Raw genomic sequence first — 18,642 nt, 5'->3', positions numbered from 1 at the left:
TTGGCGGAGCTTGCTGACCGATGTAGGGCGATGACTGGCGCGGCGCAACAGCGCGGCCGTTCAAGCCCGCGTCAGAAGCCGTCGCAATTTTCCGCGATCGCCGCTTGCGAACTGGCGGTGATGCGGTTGCCGGTGACGGCGAACGTTTCCTGCATCAGCATGTCATTGTTGGGGAAATCATAGCAGGCGATGACCGTGGTGACGCCGGCCTCGCTCTTTTCGACGCGATGCCGGATTGCGGCGCCGGCGACCGCGCCCTTCCATTCGTCGATCGACGCGATGAACTCCTGCTTCGACTGTACGACGCCGAGATCGTCGAGCTTGATGCGGACATCGTCGGCGAGCAGGTCCGACAATTCGGTGCGATCGGCGACCAGCAGCGCCGAATACCAGCGGTCGATAATGGCGCCGTCATCGGAGCGGCAGGGACGAGCGAAATCAGCAGCGCCGCTACGGCGAAAGCGATCGCAGGCCAAACCCGCATTCTTGCCTCCTCTTATTTGACCATGCCCTTATCCGAAAACCGGTTCCCACTTTTCGGGATCATGGGTCTACGTCAAATCCGGCCGCTCGAAGTCGCCGGTGTCCTTGTTCATCACCCAGAGCTCGCCGGTCGAGATGTCGAACCAGGCGCCATGCAGCGACAGCCGCCCCTTGCCTTCGAGGATGGAGACGCAAGGGAAGGTCCTGAGATTGGCGATCGAATAGCGGATGGAAATCCGCTCCAGCGCCGTCTGCCGTTCGGTTGCCGTCATGAACGTGCTGGACGAAACGGTTTCGGCCGCCGGCGCGATCAGGCTCATCCATTTGCCGATGAAGTCGCCGGGCGACAGCGGCGCCGAATTGGTGTCGAGCGCGGCGCGGATGCCGCCGCAGCGGCCATGGCCCATCACTACGATGTTTTTCACCTTCAGGCTCTGCACGGCGAATTCGAGCGCGGCCGAGGTCGAGTGGAACTCGCCGTCCGGCGCATAGGGCGGCACCAGATTGCCGACATTGCGCAGGACGAACAGTTCGCCCGGACCGGCGTCGAAGATCGCCTCGGGGGCAGAGCGGGAATCGCAGCAGGCAACGATCATGGTTTCGGGCGCCTGCCCTTCGCGGGCGAGCTCGCGATAGCGTCCGCTCTCGGTGAGATAGCGGCCATTCATGAAGTTGCGGTAGCCGGTCCAAAGATGTTCGGGGAGATGGGGCATGGGCTAGGGATGAAGCCTTTCGGGGTTAGCGACGGCAGCTCATTTCAAGTTAGAAAGGCTCTAACGGCAAATGCCCGTCGCGGGCAATGCCGAATTGCGGATGGCTTCGTCGCAAATCGCCATGCCGCACGCATGGCTCGCCGCTTGCCTCACGCCCAGATCGCCAGGGGAATGCCCAAACGGTCGGCAAGCGGCGGGTCGGGAAACGGCTTTGCCTCGCCGCCGGCAATGCGTCCGGCAATCAGCATCATCGCTGCGGCGTCGAGGAAATCGTCGGCGGCAGCACCGCGTTGCGGCGGCTGGTCGAGGAAAGCTCTGGTATAGCCGTGCCGGCAGAGCAGTGCCTTGCGCTCTTCCATCCCGGCAGGATTGACTGCGCCCTTGATCTTCTTCGGCAGCGTCATCGGTTTTTCGCCGTTCAGCCGGCAGAAGGCCACTTCGGGGTGCGATTCGAAGACGCGGCGGCGCAGTTCCGGACGCATAATCAGCAGCGCGTCGATCTCGCGGATCTTGGCAAAGATGCCGAAGGCTTGGATCGAGACGCCGCGTGGCGGATCGGAGGTCGCCTTGGCCACCTCGCTGGCGCGCCGATGCGCCTCATACCAAGCCTCGACCGTGGTGAAGTCGCTGATGTCGGCGTAGAGGGCCGCGCGGGACGGGATAGAGAAGACGCTGGATTGCCGTGCTCCGAGCATTGGCCGTACCAAGGTCTCCGGCCCGCGCCCGCCTCTTTGCGAGACGTCCGGCAGGCCGATCGGCATGTCGACGGCCACTGTCGCATCGGCGGGCAAGGCGTCGAGCAGGGCCGCAAAGCTGGGAAAGACGCGGACTGACGGCGCGGCATCCAGATCGCGGCGGACGGCGATCCAGCCGGCCTTGCAGCCGTCTACGCCGACGACCACGGTCGAGGTCACGCCCGGCGGTCCCGCCCCGGATGGGTGAGGTGGCGCAGCTGCACCATCGCCATCGGATGCGACAGGCTCTGGGCATCGGTTTCAAGCTGCAACTCGTCGCCGCCACGCTTGGCGGTTCGCGCCAGGATTTCGTAGACGGCGGCGGTGGTCGATTGCAGCGCCTTGATCGGCGGCTGCCCCGACAGGATGCGGGCGAGGTAGACGGCCGCAGTCAGGTCGCCGAGGCCATTCGGCGGCTTGTCGATGAGGCGGTGTTCGGCCAGCAGCGCCTGGGTGCCGTCAAGCAGCAGATTGCCGGTGCCGCCGGTCATCATCGACTGTGCCGACGTCACCAGCATTGTTGACGGTCCGGCATGGAGGGCGGCCGAGATCACCGATTTCAGATCGGGCAAAGGCGCGCCGGCCATCCACTCCAGCTCATAGCGGTTGGGGGTGGCGATGTCGGCGATCGGCATCAGCCGGTCGCGCATCGCGGCGGCCGTCGGCTCGGGCACATAGAGCCCGCCGGAATCGCCCATCACCGGATCGCATATATAGATCGCGTCCGGCGTCTTGGCCTTGACCGCCGCAACCAGCGAGGCGACGGCCTCGGCCTGGCCGGCCTCGCCGAGATAGCCCGACAGCACCGCGCCCACCTCGCCCAGCCAGGGCGCGCGCTCGAGATCGGCCATCAGCGCCTTGAACTGGTCGAGCGGCGGCACGATGCGCGTGGCGCGGCCATGGCCCGGATGCCAGGGCAGGATGACCGTCGGTACCGCCCACACCGGAAAGCCCAGCGTCTCCAGCGCAAACACGGCGGCGCGGTTACCGACCGAGCCGCGGGCGACATGGCTGGAAATGACGATGACCGCGCGCGGCGCGTCGGCTTTTTCGCTGTTCATGGAAAAATCCTAGATACGGATAATTTTTCGTTGAATCGTCATCCTGATCTATCTCTTTGGTTGGAGCATGATCTCCGGACAAAACGGTTCCCGCTTGTCCGAGAAAACCGGTTCCCACTTTTCAGGATCATGCTCTAGCTGCCCCGGGAGACGTAGTACACGAGCCAGATCAAAAGGCCGAGGGCGACGATGAGCCCAAGTGCGCGACCGATGCGGGTGCCCCAGACCTCGATCGGATCGGATCGGTCGGCCTCCGCTGCGGTAACATGATCGCGCGCGCCTTTCGCTGCCCGTGACACCAGCGATGCGCCGCCAAGGCCGCCCTCGTTCGCCACGCGCTCGATAATGCGGCGCGATTCGCTGTCATCGTCGCGGCCTTCCGCCATGGTCCTGTCCTGTTTGCCGGCAACCATACCGTGTTCGCGCGATCAATCACAGGGCCTCGCCGGCGCATGAATGCGCGCCAGCGGCAGACATTTTCTTGAGCGCGGATTGTGCTAATGCTTCGCATGCAACTTCTGTCGAGGGACCTCACCATGTTTGCCCAGCGCCTTGCCTTCCCTTTCCGCAGTCTGCCGGCCGTGCTGATGATGGCCGTCGTGCTGCCTCTGCTCGCCGGCTGCGGCTTCAACACCATCCCGACGGCGGAGGAAAACGCCAAGGCGGCATGGAGCGAGGTGCTGAACCAGTATCAGCGTCGGTCCGACCTCATTCCCAATTTGGTCGAGACGGTGAAGGGCTATGCCTCGCATGAAAAGGACACGCTCGATGCGGTGGTCGAGGCGCGCGCCAAGGCAACGCAGATCACGGTGACGCCGGAAACGCTGAAGGACCCCGAAGCGCTCAAGAAGTTCCAGGATGCGCAATCAGGGCTGACCAGCGCGCTGTCGCGGCTGATCGCGGTGTCGGAGGCCTATCCCGACCTCAAGGCCAACCAGAATTTCCTGGCGCTGCAGGCGCAGCTCGAAGGCACCGAGAACCGTATCGCCGTGGCGCGGCGCGACTACATCCTGGCGGTCAAGGATTACAATCTGACGCTAAGGACCTTTCCGTCGGTGCTATGGGCAACCTTCTGGTTCCGCAGCAACGAGCCCTTCGCCAACTTCACCGTCGAAGAAGACAAGATGCAGCCGCCGAAGGTCGATTTCGGCACGAAGCAGGGCGGGTGATGACGTCTGGGTGAGCTTGGGCCTTTGCCAGCCTTGCGTTCCTTCACACCCCCCTCTGTCCTGCCGGACATCTCCCCCGCAAGGGGGGAGATCGGCTGTCCGCCAACGTTTGAAGGGATGGGTCGACGAGGAAGCTGCCAATCTCCCCCCTTGCGGGGGAGATGCCCGGCAGGACAGAGGGGGACGCGAAGGAACGCCAACCTTGGTGTTCTTCTCGCCTTTCTGGCCGTCTTCCTGCCCCTCACCGCCTTCGCCGCCGACCTCCCCGCGCTGACCGGCCGCGTCGTCGACAATGCCGGGATCATCGATGCAGGCACCAAAGCCGCGCTCACCCAGAAACTCGCCGACTTCGAGACCAGAGGCTCCGACCAGATCGTCGTCGCAACCATCCCCAGCCTCGACGGCGAGGAGATTGAGCCTTACGCCAACCGGCTGTTCCGCTTCTGGAAGCTCGGCCAGGCCAAGGAAAACAACGGCGTGCTGCTGCTGGTGGCGCCGAACGACCGCAAGATGCGCATCGAGGTCGGCTATGGGCTGGAAGGCACGCTGACCGATTTGCACACCAAGCTGATCATCGAAAACGACATGGTGCCGGCGTTCCGCGCCGGCGATTTCTCCGGGGGCATTTCCAAGGCCGTCGACGACATGGTGATGGTGCTGGAAGGCAATCCGGAGGAATTGGAGGCGCGCGGCGAGCGCAACCAGAAGCCGCCCATCAATACCGACAATCTGTTCTTCGGCGTCTTCATCAGCATCTGGGCGATCATCTTCTTCGGCAGCATGGCCGCCTCCATCCTGCCGCCGATCTTTGGCAAAAAGCTCGGTCCCGGCCGCTATCGCTGGCTGGGCATGACATTCGAGCCGGGCCGGCGGTCGTCCAGCGGCGGCGGGTCTTCGGGCGGGGGCGGCTGGTCGTCGGGTTCAAGCGGTGGTGGCGGCTTTTCCGGCGGCGGCGGTTCGTCCGGCGGCGGCGGCTCCTCGGGAAGCTGGTGACGAGATGACAACACGCATCGCCAATCCCTGGCATGGCCGCTTCGCCACGATGACCGGCGCTGCCTTGCTGGTCTTGCTCGTCAGCTTCGCGGCGCTGGCGGCGGAACTGCCCGCCCTCACCGGTCGTGTCGTCGACAATGCAGGCATCATCGACGCTGCGACCGAGGCGGCGCTGACGCAGAAGCTGGCCGATTTCGAGACCAAAGGCTCCGACCAGATCGTCGTCGCGACGGTTCCCAGCCTCGACGGCGAGGAGATCGAGCCTTACGCCACCCGGCTGTTCAATGCCTGGAAGCTCGGCCAGAAGACCAAGAACAATGGCGTGCTTCTGCTGGTGGCCGTGAACGACCGCAAGATGCGCATCGAGGTCGGCTACGGGCTGGAAGCCACGCTCACCAACCAGCACGCCACACGGATCATTGAAGGCATGGTGCCGGCCTTCCGCGCCGGGGATTTCTCCGGCGGTATTTCCAAAGCGGTCGACGACATGATCATGGTGATCGAGGACGGTCATGGTGGTTGAGGGGAGCTGGTGACGGCATGACAGTACGCGTCTTCTATCCGCGAAGACCTGGCCGCGCAGCCGCGACGATCGGCATCGCCCTGTTGACGATGCTCGCAATGCTGTTCGTAGCCTTGGCGGCAGACCTGCCGGCACTCACCGGGCGGGTGGTCGACAATGCCGGTATTATCGACGCCGCGACCAAGGTGGCACTGACGCAGAAGCTCGCGGATTTCGAGACCAAAGGCTCCGACCAGATCGTCGTCGCCACGATCAACAGCCTCGACGGCGAGGAGATCGAACCCTACGCCAACCGGCTGTTCCGCTTTTGGAAACTCGGCCAGGCCGGCGAAAACAACGGCGTGCTTCTGCTGGTGGCCAAGAACGACCACAAGATGCGCATCGAGGTCGGCTACGGGCTGGAAGGCACGCTGACCGACCTGCACACCAAACTGATCATCGAAAACGACATGGTGCCGGCGTTCCGCGCCGGTGATTTCTCCGGCGGCATTTCCAAGGCCGTCGACGACATGGTCATGGTGCTGGAAGGCAACCCGGAAGAACTGGAGGCGCGCGGCAAGCGCAACCCGGCCGACCGCAGCACGCCCATCGATCCCGTCGTCGCGGTCTTCCTGATCCTGTGGGCGGCGATGTTCTTCGGCGGCCTGGCGATGGCCTTCCTGCCGCCGATCTTCGGCACCAAGCTGTCGCCGGGCGTGTATAAATGGCTGGGCATGACCTTTCGCTACGGCCAGGGGCCGAGCGGATCGTCCTCGGGCTCCAGCAGCTGGACAACAAGTTCGTCGTCGGGCAGCGGATGGTCATCGGGAAGTTCGGGCAGCAGCTGGTCTTCGGGCTCAAGCAGCGGCGGCGGGTTTTCAGGCGGCGGCGGTTCGTCCGGCGGTGGCGGGTCTTCAGGGAGCTGGTGAGAGAAGATGGCAACACGACCGATCAGCCCACAGGACCATGAGCGCATCGCCACCGCGATCCGCGCGGCCGAGGCCAAAACCGACGGCGAGATCTACTGCGTCGTTGCGCATGCCAGCGACGGCTATTTCTTTCCCGCCGCCTTCATGGCGACATCAGGCATGCTGATTGCCAGCCTCGCCGTCGCCTATGGGCTGGAAGCCTGGTGGCTGTCGATCCGGCTGCCGCATTTCGTCATTGTCCAACTGCTGGCACTGGCCTCGGTGTTGGTGCTTTTGTGGGCGCTGCCCGGCTTGCGCATCCATCTGGTGCCGCGCCGGCAGCGTTACCAGGCGGCACATGACAATGCGCTCAGGCAGTTCCTCGCCCGCAATGTCCACCGCACCACGGCGCGCACCGGCGTGTTGGTCTTCGTGTCGATCGCCGAGCGTTATGCCGAAGTGGTCGCCGATTCGGGCATCGACAGCAAGGTCGGCCAGCATGTCTGGGACGGCGTGGTGCGCGATCTCCTGCAGCATGCCGGCGACGACCAACTCGCCGACGGCTTCGTCAAGGCGATCGGGCAGGTCGGCGCGGTGCTGGCCGAGCATTTCCCGGTGACGTCGGGCGACGCCAATGAACTGGACGATCATCTCGTCGAGATCTGAAAAGCCTGCCTGCAAAGCTACTCAGCCGGACGCCTGACGCGGGTTTTCTGCGCTTCCGGTGCTCACGTACAAAAAGTACGCTCCGCTCCGGTTCTCGAAAACCCACGCCATTCGCCTCGGCTGAGCGCGTTATCAGGCAGGCTTTGCCCATTGTCAGCAGTGTCGCGATCGGCTGTGAGAAAGCGGTCGGCGGGCTGACCTCGACTCTTGCAAATGGCCGATCCGGGTTTATGGTTAACAAATCATGAATACGCTGAGCATCGACATCAGGAAAGCCGAACCGCGCGACGCTGGCGCCATTGCGGACGTGCACCAGCAGGCTTGGGAGGGCGCCTATTCCGGCATCATCCCGCATCGCTCGCTGACCTCCATGATCAACCGCCGCGGCGCCGACTGGTGGGCCAACGCCATCCGCCGCGCCGCCACCGTTCTGGTGGTCGAGATCGGCGGCACCATCGCCGGCTATGCCACGATCGGCAAGAACCGCGCCCGCGAGCTGAAGCAACAGGGCGAAATCTACGAACTTTACCTGCGTCCGGAATATCAAGGCATCGGGCTCGGCAGCCGGCTGTTCAAGGCGGCGCGGGCGCGGCTTGCCGACCACGGGCTGAAGGGAATGGTGGTGTGGGCGCTGGAAGACAACCAGAACGCACTTTCCTTCTATGCCGGCGCGGGTGGCCGTGACGTCGCCGAAGGCGTCGAGATTTTCGAGCAGAGGGCGCTCAAGAAGGTCGCCTTCGTCTGGGAATGACCGGCCTCGGTTACAAATCATCATAAACCGTGCGCTTCCGTTTGCGCTTCGCACCAATCGCCGCATTGCACCATGCCGCGCCGCCCGCTATCGATCTTGGACATCGAGAGAGGGATTTAAGCCATGCGAATCGAAGCCATAGCCATCGGAAAGAACCCGCCCGAGGACATCAACGTCATCATCGAGGTGCCGATCGGCGGCGAGCCGATCAAGTACGAGATGGACAAGGAGGCCGGCACGCTGTTCGTCGACCGTTTCCTACATACGTCGATGCGCTACCCCGGCAATTACGGTTTCGTGCCGCACACGCTGTCGGGCGACGGCGACCCGATCGACGTGCTGGTCTGCAACACGCGCGCGCTGGTGCCGGGCTGCGTCATCAATGTGCGACCGATCGGCGTGCTGGTGATGGAAGACAATGCCGGCCAGGACGAGAAGGTCATTGCCGTGCCGTCGCCGAAGCTGACGCTGCGCTACGAAAACGTCACCGAATACACGCAGCTGCCCGAGATCACCCGCGACCAGGTCCAGCACTTTTTCGAGCACTACAAGGATCTCGAGCCCGGCAAATGGGTCAAGATCGAAGGCTGGCACGATTCCAAATACGCCAAGAAGATGATCGTCGACGCGATCGCACGGGCGATGGCGGCAAAGTAGCGCCGAGAGAGGCCTGCGTCTCGTTCAAGTAAGCGGCAAACGCCACCGCGAGGCACCCNGGCGGCAAAGTAGCGCCGAGAGAGGCCTGCGTCTCGTTCAAGTAAGCGGCAAACGCCACCGCGAGGCACCCCCCTCTGCCCGGCAGGGCAGAGGGGGGTGCCTTGCACCCACGTGGCTAGTTATCCACCCGACCAAACGCCGGCACGTTGCCGATGACGGTGTGCTTGTCCTTGCCACAGGCGAAACTCTTCGCCTTTTCGTCCGCCAGCTTGCGCGCCTGGTCGTTGGCCTGAGGGTTGCCGGTGGCGAGCACGAGGCCGATGGTGCAGCCGTCGCGGGCTTCCATCTGGGCGACCTTGGCGACGAGCAGCACTTCGGTCGGCTTGTTCTCATCCTCGGGATTGCTGATCGAGCGGCGGTGGATCACCGCGAAGGGAACGGCAACGTCGCCCTTGGTCTCGATGCGCCATTCGACCTTGGCGCCGGACGAGTTGAAGCCGGAAAAGCTCTCCCAGACCGAGGTCATCTCGCCGCCGGGCGGAAACCCGTAGAATAGCGATTCACGCGCATCGTCGTAGGCGATCAGCACGGGATAGCCGCGATAGCCGGAGCAGGCGAGTTCGGCCCAGTCGCCGTCACCTTCCTCGGCCTGCGCATAGGTGACGCAATCCTTTTGCGAGTCGAGGTCGGTGTAGACGCTGGATATTCCGTCGGCATGGGCGGTTTGGGATAGGGCGGCGAGGGCGAATGGAACAAGCAGCAGGGTTCGCATGCGGACGTCTCCCGTGAAGTTCGCCCCAGCCTATCGCCAAATCTGCGGCCGGCCTAGCGTGCCAATCTCAACGTTGGCGCCGCCCAAATCGCCCTGCCGGGCAATTCTCCCCCTGAACGGGAGAAAGTGGCCGGCTGCGCCGCTGGCGACAACCTTGCAACGCTGGCAATTGGCGAAATCGTGATGAGAGCGTTCCTCGCCCCATTTCCGGGAAAGGATGCCGGCAGGTGAGGGGCGGCGCCAACGTTCGAAATGTTATTTCTTCAAGCTCGCCTCGATCAGCAGGTCGGCGTTGCGGGCGACCGCTGCCGCCGGGCCTCCGAGGCCGAAGAGCTGGCCGCTGATATAGGCGCCTTCGATCAACAGCAGCAGGCCGTCGCCGAGCGTGTCAGGGTCTTTAGCGTCCATCGCTGCGGCCATGGCGCGCAGGCGGTGGCGCAGCTCCTGCTTGTTGGCCTCGCTGACGACACGCGCCGGATGGCCATGTTCGGGATATTCCACCGCCGCGTTGGTCATGCCGCAGCCGCGATAGTCCGGCCTTTGCGTGCGCTTGCCGACGCGAGTCAGGAAAGCCCTGAGCTGTGCCCGCGGGTCGCCGGGATGGGCAGCCACGGCTTCGTCGAAACGCTCCCAATACTCACGGTCATATTGCCTGAGATAGGAAGCGGCGAGCTCGTCCTTGGAGGGAAAGCTGCGGTAGAGGCTGGGCTTGGTGACGCCGGCGCGCTTGACGATCTCGTCGACGCCGATCGCCCGGATGCCGCGGCGGTAGAACAGGTCGTAGGCCACGTCGAGGATTTTCTTGGCAGCCTTGGGCGGTGCGGCTGCATGACCGTCTTTGATGGTCAGTTCAATATTTTTGTCCGTTGGCATGGTATGACTCGATTGACGTGTTACCGATCGGTACGTATACATGTCCTCACCCTGCAACGTACCGGTCAGTAACATGATAGCTCAATCCCGTCCCTTTGGCCAGCGCTACGCTTTCGTCGTGGTTGGCGTCATCTTCCTCTGCTTGTTGATCGCGGCCGGGCTTCGTTCCGCACCCTCGGTGATGATGCTGCCGTTGGATAAAAGCTTCGGCTGGGGGCGCGATACGGTTTCGATTGCCGCCGCGATCGGCATCTTCCTTTACGGCCTGACCGGGCCGTTTGCCGCCGCATTGATGGAGCGTATCGGCTTGCGCCGCACGCTGCTTGCCTCGCTTGTGATCATGTCGGGCTCGACCGCGCTCAGCCTGCTGATGACCGAGCCATGGCATCTGTTCCTCACCTGGGGCGTGTTTTCAGGTATCGGCTCCGGCGCGGTCGCCACCGTGCTCGGCGCCACCATCGTCAACCGCTGGTTCAAGACCAATCGCGGCTTGGTGATGGGGCTGATGTCGGCCTCCAGCGCCACCGGCCTCTTGGTGTTCCTGCCGCTGCTGGCATCGCTCGCCCAGTCGGGCGGCTGGCAGCCCGTCGCTACCGCCGTCTCGATCGCCACTGCCTGTCTTCTGCCGCTGGTCTGGCTGTTGGTTCCGGAGCGTCCCGCTTCGATCGGCATGGTGCGCTATGGCGCCGGGGCGGATGACGTGCCGCCGGTGTCGCCGGCATCGCAAGGCAATTTCCTGGCGCATACGCTCAACACGCTGCGCCGCGCTGCCGGCACCCGCGTCTTCTGGTATCTGTTCGCCACGTTCTTCATCTGCGGTTTCACCACCAACGGGCTGGTCGGCACGCATCTGATCTCCTTCTGCGGCGACATGGGCATCCCCGAGGTGCAGGCCGCGGGCCTGTTGTCGCTGATGGGCATTTTCGACCTGATCGGCACGACTTTGTCGGGTTGGCTCACCGACCGTTTCGACCCGCGCAAGCTGCTCGGCGTCTACTACGGCATTCGCGGCCTGGCGCTGATCTATCTGCCCTATTCCGGCTTCTCGGCGACCAGCCTGATCATCTTCGCCGTGCTCTACGGTCTGGACTGGATCGCCACCGTGCCGCCGACGCTCAGGCTCGCCAACGAGGCCTTCGGCGACCGCAGCGGCCCGATCGTGTTCGGCTGGATCGTCGCCGGCCACCAGGTGGGGGCCGCCACCGCCGCTGCCTTCGGCGGCACCATGCGCGAATTGCAGGGCAATTACGAACTGGCCTTCCTGATCGCCGGCTTGACGGCGATCGTGGCTGCGTGTCTGTCGCTGCTGATCAATACGAGCAGGCCGGCTTTCGATCCGGAGCCGCAAGCGGCGTAAGGCGCGGTACTAATCTCCCCCCTCAGGGGGGAGATGGCCGCGAAGCGGCCAGAGGGGGTCCGTGCGACCGGACTCAGCCTCTTGCGCATAGGAGGTCGGCGCTCCAAGCGAGGCGACCCCCTTCTGTCGCCTTCGGCGACATCTCCCCCCTCAAGGGCGGAGATCACCTGTCGATTGTTATCAAAGTTTCATCTTCCCGAGATGTGGCTGAAACATTGAAGCTGGAGCTTGCTGGCACCGTTCGAAGCCATCAGGAGACAGCCATGAACAAGATCTCGTTGACCCGCCGCGCTTTCGTCACCTCTGCCAGCGCCGCCGGTCTGCTCGGCGCATCGGGGCTCGCTTTGCCCTATTATTCGCGCGCCAGCCAGCGCCCGGCCTTCACCCATGGCGTCCAGTCCGGCGATGTCGATGCCTCGAGCGGCATGGTGTGGACGCGCACCGACCGGCCTTCGCGCGTCATGTTCGAAGTGTCGTCGACGGAAAACTTCGCCAATGCGACGCGGCTGGCGCCGCTCGATACCTCGCCGGCCAGCGACTTCACGGTCAAGCGCCTGCTCACCGACCTCGCCTCCGACCAGGATATCTTCTACCGATGACTGCCGCCGACCTGTCGGATATCAACGCCGTTTCCGAACCGATCGTCGGCCGTTTCCGCACAGCACCCGCCTCGAAGCGCGACATAAAATTCGCCTGGTCGGGCGACACGGCCGGCCAGGGCTGGGGAATCGATGAGACCGGCATGAAAACCTACGCCACCATCGCCAGGCACACGCCGGATTTCTTCCTGCATTCCGGCGACACCATCTATGCCGATGGCGCCATGAAGGACGAGGTAGACCTGCCTGGCGGCGGCAAGTGGAAAAACGTCGTCCTGATCGACGGCAAGCGCAAGGTGGCCGAGACGCTGGATGAGTACCGCGACCAGTGGAAATACAACATGATGGACAAAAACGTTCTGGCCTTGAGCGCCATCTGCCCGACCTTCTACCAGTGGGACGATCACGAGGTGCTGAACAACTGGTCGGATTCGAAGAATCTCGGCGCCGACAGCCGCTACACCGAAAAATCCGTCCATGTGCTCGCGGCGCGTGCGGCGCGCGCCTTCCATGAGATGACGACGATCCGCTACGAGCCGTCCGAGCCCGGCCGCGTCTACGCAAGATCGCGCATGGGCCGCTGCTCGACGTGTTCTTCCTCGACATGCGCTCCTATCGCGGCCCGAACGGCCCCGACATGCAGGAGGACATGACGCCGCAGTCACGCATGCTGGGCGAACAGCAGACGAAATGGCTGAAGCGCGAGCTGACGAATTCCAGGGCGACCTGGAAGATCATTGCCGCCGACATGCCGCTCGGCCTCGTCGTCTGGGACGACGGCGCCAAGAAGGTCGGCGCGGAAGCCATCAGCAATGGCGACAATGGCCTGACCAAAGGCCGCGAGCTCGAGATCGCCGACCTGTTGCGCTACATCAAGACTGCCGGCATCACCAACACGGTCTGGTTGACCGCCGATGTCCACTACACGGCGGCGCACTATTACAACCCCGACAAGGCGCGGTTCCAGGATTTCAATCCTTTCTGGGAATTCGTCTCGGGCCCGATCCACGCCGGTACCTTCGGTCCCAATGATTTCGACATGACCTTCGGCCCGGAGCTGAAATTCATCAAGGCGCCGACCACCGAACAGGGCCAGAACCTGCCACCCTCGGCCGGCCTGCAGTTCTTTGGCCTGGTGGGCATTTCAGGGGCGACAGAGCAGCTGACCGTGCGGCTGATGGATCGCGACGACATCGAGCTTTACAAGGTGACGCTCGATCCGGTGCGGTCGGCGTAAGCCTGTAGGACGGCGCGAAGGATCGGTATCCTGGAATGGGCAACCGTCAGTCCGGGTAGCAAACCGTCGGAATCTTCGGCCACACCGCGCTGTCGCAGCCGGCAACCTGCTGCCTCTGCTTGAAAGAGGCGCTGACCGGGCCGGTGACCACGGGGTCGACGCCATCAGGGGCGTCGGCAAACATCTGCTCGGCCGTCCGGTCGGACGACGAAGCCGGATTGGCTTCCTTCACCGTGGCGGCCGATTGAGCGGCATTGGCCGCCAGCACGGCAGCGAATGCGACCGAAGCGATGAGGGGCCAAAATCGGTTGAGTTTGTCGGTCATGAATTTCGAACTACCCTGGCCCAGAAAGGTTCCCGCCTTGGTTAACAAAACCATCTCACACCGAGATGCTTAAGATTTGATGAGTATTTGGTGGTGCGCCTCCTCTTTCGCAATTGCGAAAAACCCTGTATGAGCCGCGCAACCGAAAGAGGCGGCGCCTTTTGGCCTGCTGCCTGCAACGCTCCCGAGACCACAAAATGAAAATTCGTAATATCGCGATCATCGCGCACGTCGACCATGGAAAAACCACCCTCGTCGACCAATTGCTGCGGCAATCCGGTTCCTTCCGCGACAATCAGCGCGTCGCCGAGCGCGCCATGGATTCCAACGACCTCGAAAAGGAACGCGGCATCACCATCCTGGCCAAGGCGACCTCGGTCGACTGGAAGGACACCCGCATCAACATCGTAGACACACCCGGCCACGCCGATTTCGGAGGTGAGGTCGAGCGCATCCTGTCGATGGTGGATTCGGCGATCGTGCTGGTCGACGCGGCCGAAGGCCCGATGCCGCAGACCAAGTTCGTCGTCGGCAAGGCGCTCAAGGTCGGCCTGAAGCCGATCGTCGTCATCAACAAGATCGACCGTCCGGACGCCCGCCACGTCGAAGTGGTCAACGAGGTGTTCGACCTGTTTGCAGCGCTTGACGCCACCGACGAGCAGCTCGACTTCCCGATCCTCTACGGTTCGGGCCGCGATGGCTGGGTCTCGGAAAATCCGGAAGGCCCGAAGGACCAGGGCCTGGCGCCGCTGTTCGACCTCGTCATCAAGCATGTGCCGGAGCCGACCGTTCATCCCGGCCCGTTCCGCATGATCGGCACCATCCTGGAAGCCAATCCCTTCCTCGGCCGCATCATTACAGGCCGAATCGAGAGCGGCACGCTGAAGTCCAACCAGGCGGTCAAGGTGCTCCACCATGACGGCACGCAGATAGAAACCGGGCGCATCTCCAAGATCCTCGCGTTCCGTGGCCTTGAGCGCCAGCCGATCGAAGAGGCGCAGGCGGGTGACATCGTCGCCATTGCCGGCCTGTCCAAAGGCACCGTCGCCGACACGTTCTGCGACCTGGCGGTGACCGAGGCGTTGCATGCGCAACCGATCGATCCGCCAACCGTGACCATGTCTTTCCTGGTCAACGATTCGCCGCTCGCCGGCACTGAAGGCGACAAGGTGACCAGCCGCGTCATCCGCGACCGCCTGCTGCGCGAAGCCGAAGGCAATGTCGCGCTCAAGATCGAGGAATCGCCCGACAAGGATTCGTTCTTCGTTTCCGGCCGCGGCGAATTGCAGCTGGCCGTGCTGATCGAGACGATGCGCCGCGAAGGCTTTGAAATCGCCGTGTCGCGTCCGCGCGTCGTCATGCAGAAGGGCGAGAACGGTGAATTGCTGGAGCCGGTCGAGGAAGTCGTCATCGACGTCGACGAGGAGCACGCCGGCATTGTCGTGCAGAAGATGTCGGAGCGCAAGGCCGAGATGGTCGAGCTGCGGCCTTCGGGCGGCAACCGTCAGCGCATCGTCTTCCACGCGCCGACGCGCGGACTGATCGGCTACCAGTCGGAACTGTTGACCGACACGCGCGGCACCGCCGTGATGAACCGGCTGTTCCACGCCTACCAGCCCTACAAGGGCGGACTGCCGGGCCGCACCAACGGCGTGCTGATCTCCAACGAACAGGGCGAGGCAGTGGCCTATGCCATGTGGAACCTCGAAGACCGCGGCCCGATGGTCATCGACCCGGGCGTCAAGGTCTATCAGGGCATGATCATCGGCATCCATAGCCGTGACAACGACCTCGAAGTGAACGTGCTGAAGGGCAAGAAGCTGACCAACATCCGCGCCGCCGGCAAGGACGAGGCGGTGAAACTGACGCCGCCGATCCGCATGACGCTGGAGCGCGCGCTGGCCTGGATCCAGGACGACGAGCTGGTCGAGGTGACGCCGAAGACCATCCGCCTGCGCAAGCTCTATCTCGACCCGAACGAGCGCAAGCGCTTCGAGAAGTCGGCCAAGGTTGTGGGCGCGGCGTAATCGTCTGATTTCCAAATCCGGAAGGAGGCGAAGCACCGATGTGCTTCGCCCTATTTCGTTTATCTGCTCGCCCTTGAGATGATGGTTTCTCGGTCGGCTTCGCCGGAGAGATCAATTCGCACGATCGTGCCATCGCGAGCCGGCTTGCGCAAAGCCCTGGCGCCTTCGGAAACGACAAACAGCAATCGTTTCTCCTCCAGCGCCTGAAGCCTTGATCGCGAGATGCCGAGTTCGCCGGCGAGCAGACGGTCTAGCCGCAGCGATGTCGGCATTTCCAGCCCAAGCCTGATTTCAAGCGCGGCTGCGGGTCGGCCTTCGCCGCCGAGCCGGTGTTTGTGAACGGCGACATCGGCAAACTCCTCGACGCGGCCGACCCGGTTTCGCAAAGCCACGACATCGAAGGCATGGCGGCGGGCGAGGGCCGGATCGTTGCTTTCGAGCGCTGCCAGCAGCGCGGGTTCGATGTCGCGGCGGTTGGAGCGTTCGAAAATGCCGAAATTCCACGAATTGTCGCAGTCGATGCAGCGATAGATCAGCCAGACATCAATGCGTTTGCCATTGGCGTTGACGCGGAATTTGTCGCTGCAGCGATAGGCTTTCACGGCGCTGCAGCGGTTGCAGTGGACCAGGGGTCGAGGCGCGATTTCGGGCGTGATTGCCCAGTGGATAGCGAGATGTTGGGACAAGCCGGAAGACCTTCCAGTGTGGAAGTTCTTCAGGTCGGCAATGGCGATATGCCCATGCGGGCACGGCGTGGCGAGAGCTAGCTATTTCGGAAATCAGCTGTCACGGGCGGCAAAGCGCGCGACAACGGTTCAGCAGTGCCAAACCGGTCTCGAACCGCCGCCTGAGGAACACGTGAAATGGAGCAGGCACCGCTCAATGCGGCGCCCTGCCAAAGGTGATCAGGGGAGTTGGCGAGACCGGCGGTTACTGAGGCAAAATGAAGCTCGAAATGAATGTCGGGACGGTTCTTCTAGCGGCAAGATGCCGAGCGGGCAAGGTTCATAGGGTGTCTCGCCCTGCTCAGGCGAAGGCGATCTGTACCTTCATCGATTTGTTGCGGTCGCCGGCGATCTCGAAAGCCGCAACCGCCTCGTCCATCGGATAGATGCCGGTCAGCAGCGGCTTGACGTCGACGCGACGGTTGTTGATCAGATCGACGGCCAGCGCGAACTCGTCGTGGAAACGGAAGGAGCCGCGCATTTCGATCTCCTTGGCGACGATGAGATTCTGAGGCAGCGACATGTCGCCGCCTAGGCCGAGCTGCACGAGCACCCCGCGCGGCTTCAGCACATCGAGCCCGGCTCGCACCGCGCGCTCATTGCCGGAGCATTCGAACATGACGTCGAAACTGCCCTTCTCGACATTGTAGCCAGCGAGCTTGTCGGCATCTGTGGCGACATTGATGGTGCGGTCGGCGCCGATCTCGTTGGCCTTGGCCAGAACCGCGTCCATGACATCGGTGACGACGATCTCACGCGCGCCGTGGACACGTGCGGCAAGGATGCTGAGCGCACCGATCGGCCCGCTGCCTGTGACCAAGACCCGCTTGCCGAGCAGCGAGCCGGCGCGGTTGACGGCATGCAGCGTTACCGCGAACGGCTCGGCAAAGGCGGCTTCGTTGATGGAGACATGGTCGGCGATCTTGTGGCACTGCCAGGCCTCGGCGACGAGGCGCTGGCGGAAGGCCCCCTGTATGTGCGGCATCGGCATGGCGCTGCCGTAGAATCGCATGTCGAGGCATTGGTTCTGCACGCCCTGCAGGCAGTAGCGGCACGCATTGCAGGGCCGGCTGGGCGAAATCGCGACGCGGTCGCCGACCACGAGGCTGGAGACGCCGGCGCCAAGCGCCTTCACCGTGCCGGCGACCTCATGTCCGAGGATCATCGGCTCGCGCAGGCGCACCACGCCGAAGCCGCCATGGTTGTAGTAGTGCAGGTCCGAGCCGCAGATGCCGCCGGCCTCGACCGATATTTCGACCTGTCCGGCGCCAGGCGCGCCCGAATCGGTCTCTTCGATGCGCAGGTCTTTTGCGGCGTGGATGACGATTGATTTCACGGCCGCGATCCTTTCTCAAACCGCTGGCACGGGCAAGTCCGATCTCCGAAATGTGTCGCGTTCGTTGGCCCATCAGGCAGAGGGGTGCCAAATTGACGCCGACCGGATATCATTTGCCATCCAACGCTCGAAGGCTCCGCCATGCACCTCACCTCGCTGCTGATCTTCGCCGCCGCTCTCTTCGTTGCCGCCGGCTCGCCCGGCCCATCGATCGCCGCACTGGTTGCCCGCGTCATCTCGAAGGGCTTTCGTGACGTGTTTCCGTTCCTGCTCGCCATGTGGATCGGCGAGGCCATCTGGCTGTCGCTGGCGGTGTTTGGGCTGGCGGTCGTGGCGCAGACCTTCCATTTCGCCTTCGTCGTCGTGAAATGGATCGGCGTCGCTTACCTCGCCTACCTCGCCTTCAAGATGTGGACCGCACCTGTCGACGCAAAAGAAGGCGAGATGCCGCGCGAGGATTCGCCGGCAAAACTGTTCTTTGCCGGCATGGCGGTGACGCTCGGCAATCCCAAGATCATGATGTTCTATCTGGCGCTGCTGCCGACGATCATCGACCTCGCTTCGGTGAGTGTCATCGGCTGGGTCGAACTGACGGCGACGATGGCGGTGGTTCTGATCGCCATCGATCTCGCCTGGGTCGTCGCGGCCTCACAGGCGCGCAAGCTGCTCAAAAGCAGGCGCGCCATGAAGATCGCCAACCGAATCAGCGCCACGACGATGGCCGGCGCTGCCGGGGCCATCGCGGCGCGTTGAC

At 63.5% G+C, this 18,642-nt stretch carries 18 protein-coding genes and 3 pseudogenes; 11 read left to right on the top strand and 10 right to left on the bottom strand.

Annotated features, from left to right (window positions below):
- Positions 1-71: 71 nt before the first annotated feature.
- The 5 genes and pseudogenes from X750_RS01000000162855 to X750_RS152895 all read right to left on the bottom strand — a co-directional run bounded on the left by X750_RS01000000162855 (position 72) and on the right by X750_RS152895 (position 3,377).
- Positions 72-484 (bottom strand): annotated as a pseudogene (locus X750_RS01000000162855) (nuclear transport factor 2 family protein).
- Between the two features lie 67 nt (positions 485-551).
- Entirely contained in the window at positions 552-1,196 is a 645-nt protein-coding gene (locus X750_RS152880) for a carbonic anhydrase (RefSeq protein ID WP_023681438.1), read from the bottom strand.
- A 149-nt stretch (positions 1,197-1,345) separates the two neighbouring features.
- Positions 1,346-2,110, bottom strand: coding sequence for a DUF429 domain-containing protein (locus X750_RS152885; protein WP_023681437.1), 765 nt, complete (start codon positions 2,108-2,110; stop codon positions 1,346-1,348).
- Positions 2,107-2,991, bottom strand: coding sequence for a pyridoxal kinase PdxY (pdxY, locus tag X750_RS152890; protein WP_023668615.1), 885 nt, complete (start codon positions 2,989-2,991; stop codon positions 2,107-2,109). Before pdxY ends, X750_RS152885 begins: the two co-directional genes overlap by 4 nt.
- 134 nt (positions 2,992-3,125) lie before the next feature.
- The gene (locus X750_RS152895) at positions 3,126-3,377 is read right to left on the bottom strand and encodes a hypothetical protein (RefSeq protein ID WP_023698736.1); all 252 of its coding nucleotides are present in this window, start codon (positions 3,375-3,377) and stop codon (positions 3,126-3,128) included.
- A gap of 150 nt (positions 3,378-3,527) precedes the next feature.
- Here X750_RS152895 and X750_RS152900 point away from each other — a divergent pair, with 150 nt between their 5' ends.
- The 7 genes and pseudogenes from X750_RS152900 to ppa all read left to right on the top strand — a co-directional run bounded on the left by X750_RS152900 (position 3,528) and on the right by ppa (position 8,637).
- Positions 3,528-4,160, top strand: coding sequence for a LemA family protein (locus X750_RS152900; RefSeq protein ID WP_023681434.1), 633 nt, complete (start codon positions 3,528-3,530; stop codon positions 4,158-4,160).
- 150 nt (positions 4,161-4,310) lie between these two features.
- Complete coding sequence (locus tag X750_RS152905) at positions 4,311-5,153, top strand: YgcG family protein (RefSeq protein WP_023747341.1); 843 nt, start codon at positions 4,311-4,313, stop codon at positions 5,151-5,153.
- Between the two features lie 49 nt (positions 5,154-5,202).
- Positions 5,203-5,658 (top strand): annotated as a pseudogene (locus X750_RS152910) (TPM domain-containing protein); the annotation flags it as partial.
- Positions 5,659-5,765: 107 nt separating this feature from the next.
- On the top strand, positions 5,766-6,584 hold the full coding sequence (locus X750_RS152915; protein WP_245271835.1) for a YgcG family protein: 819 nt from the start codon (positions 5,766-5,768) through the stop codon (positions 6,582-6,584).
- A gap of 6 nt (positions 6,585-6,590) precedes the next feature.
- Positions 6,591-7,229: a TPM domain-containing protein gene (locus X750_RS152920; protein ID WP_023726102.1), complete on the top strand. Its 639-nt coding sequence runs from the start codon at positions 6,591-6,593 to the stop codon at positions 7,227-7,229.
- A 244-nt stretch (positions 7,230-7,473) separates the two neighbouring features.
- A complete protein-coding gene (locus X750_RS152925; RefSeq protein ID WP_023668622.1) occupies positions 7,474-7,980 on the top strand; it encodes a GNAT family N-acetyltransferase in 507 nt (168 codons plus the stop codon).
- A 123-nt stretch (positions 7,981-8,103) separates the two neighbouring features.
- The gene (gene ppa / locus X750_RS152930; protein WP_023747338.1) at positions 8,104-8,637 is read left to right on the top strand and encodes an inorganic diphosphatase; all 534 of its coding nucleotides are present in this window, start codon (positions 8,104-8,106) and stop codon (positions 8,635-8,637) included.
- A 175-nt stretch (positions 8,638-8,812) separates the two neighbouring features.
- Here ppa and X750_RS152935 read toward each other — a convergent pair whose 3' ends face one another.
- Together X750_RS152935 and X750_RS152940 are read right to left on the bottom strand one after the other, a co-directional pair.
- The gene (locus X750_RS152935; protein WP_023693212.1) at positions 8,813-9,409 is read right to left on the bottom strand and encodes a hypothetical protein; all 597 of its coding nucleotides are present in this window, start codon (positions 9,407-9,409) and stop codon (positions 8,813-8,815) included.
- A 255-nt stretch (positions 9,410-9,664) separates the two neighbouring features.
- The gene (locus X750_RS152940) at positions 9,665-10,282 is read right to left on the bottom strand and encodes a TetR/AcrR family transcriptional regulator (RefSeq protein WP_023747337.1); all 618 of its coding nucleotides are present in this window, start codon (positions 10,280-10,282) and stop codon (positions 9,665-9,667) included.
- Positions 10,283-10,355: 73 nt separating this feature from the next.
- On the opposite strand from X750_RS152940, the gene X750_RS152945 reads away from it, so the two are divergent.
- Positions 10,356-11,639 (top strand): MFS transporter, encoded by a 1,284-nt coding sequence (locus X750_RS152945; protein ID WP_031199478.1) that lies wholly within the window; start codon positions 10,356-10,358, stop codon positions 11,637-11,639.
- Between the two features lie 263 nt (positions 11,640-11,902).
- A pseudogene (locus X750_RS01000000162850) lies at positions 11,903-13,475 on the top strand (alkaline phosphatase).
- Positions 13,476-13,521: 46 nt separating this feature from the next.
- Here X750_RS01000000162850 and X750_RS152950 read toward each other — a convergent pair.
- Positions 13,522-13,800 (bottom strand): hypothetical protein, encoded by a 279-nt coding sequence (locus X750_RS152950; protein WP_023753187.1) that lies wholly within the window; start codon positions 13,798-13,800, stop codon positions 13,522-13,524.
- Between the two features lie 197 nt (positions 13,801-13,997).
- Here X750_RS152950 and typA point away from each other — a divergent pair, with 197 nt between their 5' ends.
- Complete coding sequence (gene typA, locus X750_RS152955) at positions 13,998-15,827, top strand: translational GTPase TypA (protein WP_023747336.1); 1,830 nt, start codon at positions 13,998-14,000, stop codon at positions 15,825-15,827.
- Positions 15,828-15,886: 59 nt separating this feature from the next.
- On the opposite strand, the gene X750_RS152960 is transcribed toward typA, so the two are convergent.
- Together X750_RS152960 and X750_RS152965 are read right to left on the bottom strand one after the other, a co-directional pair.
- The gene (locus X750_RS152960; protein ID WP_023747335.1) at positions 15,887-16,513 is read right to left on the bottom strand and encodes a DUF1062 domain-containing protein; all 627 of its coding nucleotides are present in this window, start codon (positions 16,511-16,513) and stop codon (positions 15,887-15,889) included.
- A gap of 340 nt (positions 16,514-16,853) precedes the next feature.
- Positions 16,854-17,888, bottom strand: coding sequence for an L-idonate 5-dehydrogenase (locus X750_RS152965; protein ID WP_023747334.1), 1,035 nt, complete (start codon positions 17,886-17,888; stop codon positions 16,854-16,856).
- A 141-nt stretch (positions 17,889-18,029) separates the two neighbouring features.
- Here X750_RS152965 and X750_RS152970 point away from each other — a divergent pair, with 141 nt between their 5' ends.
- Positions 18,030-18,641, top strand: a complete 612-nt coding sequence (locus tag X750_RS152970) for a LysE family translocator (RefSeq protein WP_023681421.1) — start codon at positions 18,030-18,032, stop codon at positions 18,639-18,641.
- Position 18,642 lies beyond the last annotated feature (1 nt).

This window comes from Mesorhizobium sp. LNJC391B00, assembly GCF_000502535.1.
Classification (GTDB): Bacteria; Pseudomonadota; Alphaproteobacteria; order Rhizobiales; family Rhizobiaceae; genus Mesorhizobium.
This window is presented reverse-complemented; position numbering and strand designations above follow the sequence as displayed.

What these genes read in the sequence shown, in the direction of transcription:
- X750_RS152925 (WP_023668622.1), top strand. Translation starts at nt 7,474, where the DNA reads ATGAATACGCTGAGCATCGACATCAGGAAAGCCGAACCGCGCGACGCT.
- X750_RS152880 (WP_023681438.1), bottom strand. Translation starts at nt 1,196, where the DNA reads ATGCCCCATCTCCCCGAACATCTTTGGACCGGCTACCGCAACTTCATG.
- X750_RS152915 (WP_245271835.1), top strand. Translation starts at nt 5,766, where the DNA reads ATGCTCGCAATGCTGTTCGTAGCCTTGGCGGCAGACCTGCCGGCACTC.
- X750_RS152940 (WP_023747337.1), bottom strand. Translation starts at nt 10,282, where the DNA reads ATGCCAACGGACAAAAATATTGAACTGACCATCAAAGACGGTCATGCA.
- ppa (WP_023747338.1), top strand. Translation starts at nt 8,104, where the DNA reads ATGCGAATCGAAGCCATAGCCATCGGAAAGAACCCGCCCGAGGACATC.
- X750_RS152920 (WP_023726102.1), top strand. Translation starts at nt 6,591, where the DNA reads ATGGCAACACGACCGATCAGCCCACAGGACCATGAGCGCATCGCCACC.
- X750_RS152945 (WP_031199478.1), top strand. Translation starts at nt 10,356, where the DNA reads ATGATAGCTCAATCCCGTCCCTTTGGCCAGCGCTACGCTTTCGTCGTG.
- X750_RS152895 (WP_023698736.1), bottom strand. Translation starts at nt 3,377, where the DNA reads ATGGCGGAAGGCCGCGACGATGACAGCGAATCGCGCCGCATTATCGAG.
- X750_RS152970 (WP_023681421.1), top strand. Translation starts at nt 18,030, where the DNA reads ATGCACCTCACCTCGCTGCTGATCTTCGCCGCCGCTCTCTTCGTTGCC.
- X750_RS152935 (WP_023693212.1), bottom strand. Translation starts at nt 9,409, where the DNA reads ATGCGAACCCTGCTGCTTGTTCCATTCGCCCTCGCCGCCCTATCCCAA.
- X750_RS152900 (WP_023681434.1), top strand. Translation starts at nt 3,528, where the DNA reads ATGTTTGCCCAGCGCCTTGCCTTCCCTTTCCGCAGTCTGCCGGCCGTG.
- typA (WP_023747336.1), top strand. Translation starts at nt 13,998, where the DNA reads ATGAAAATTCGTAATATCGCGATCATCGCGCACGTCGACCATGGAAAA.
- X750_RS152950 (WP_023753187.1), bottom strand. Translation starts at nt 13,800, where the DNA reads ATGACCGACAAACTCAACCGATTTTGGCCCCTCATCGCTTCGGTCGCA.
- pdxY (WP_023668615.1), bottom strand. Translation starts at nt 2,991, where the DNA reads ATGAACAGCGAAAAAGCCGACGCGCCGCGCGCGGTCATCGTCATTTCC.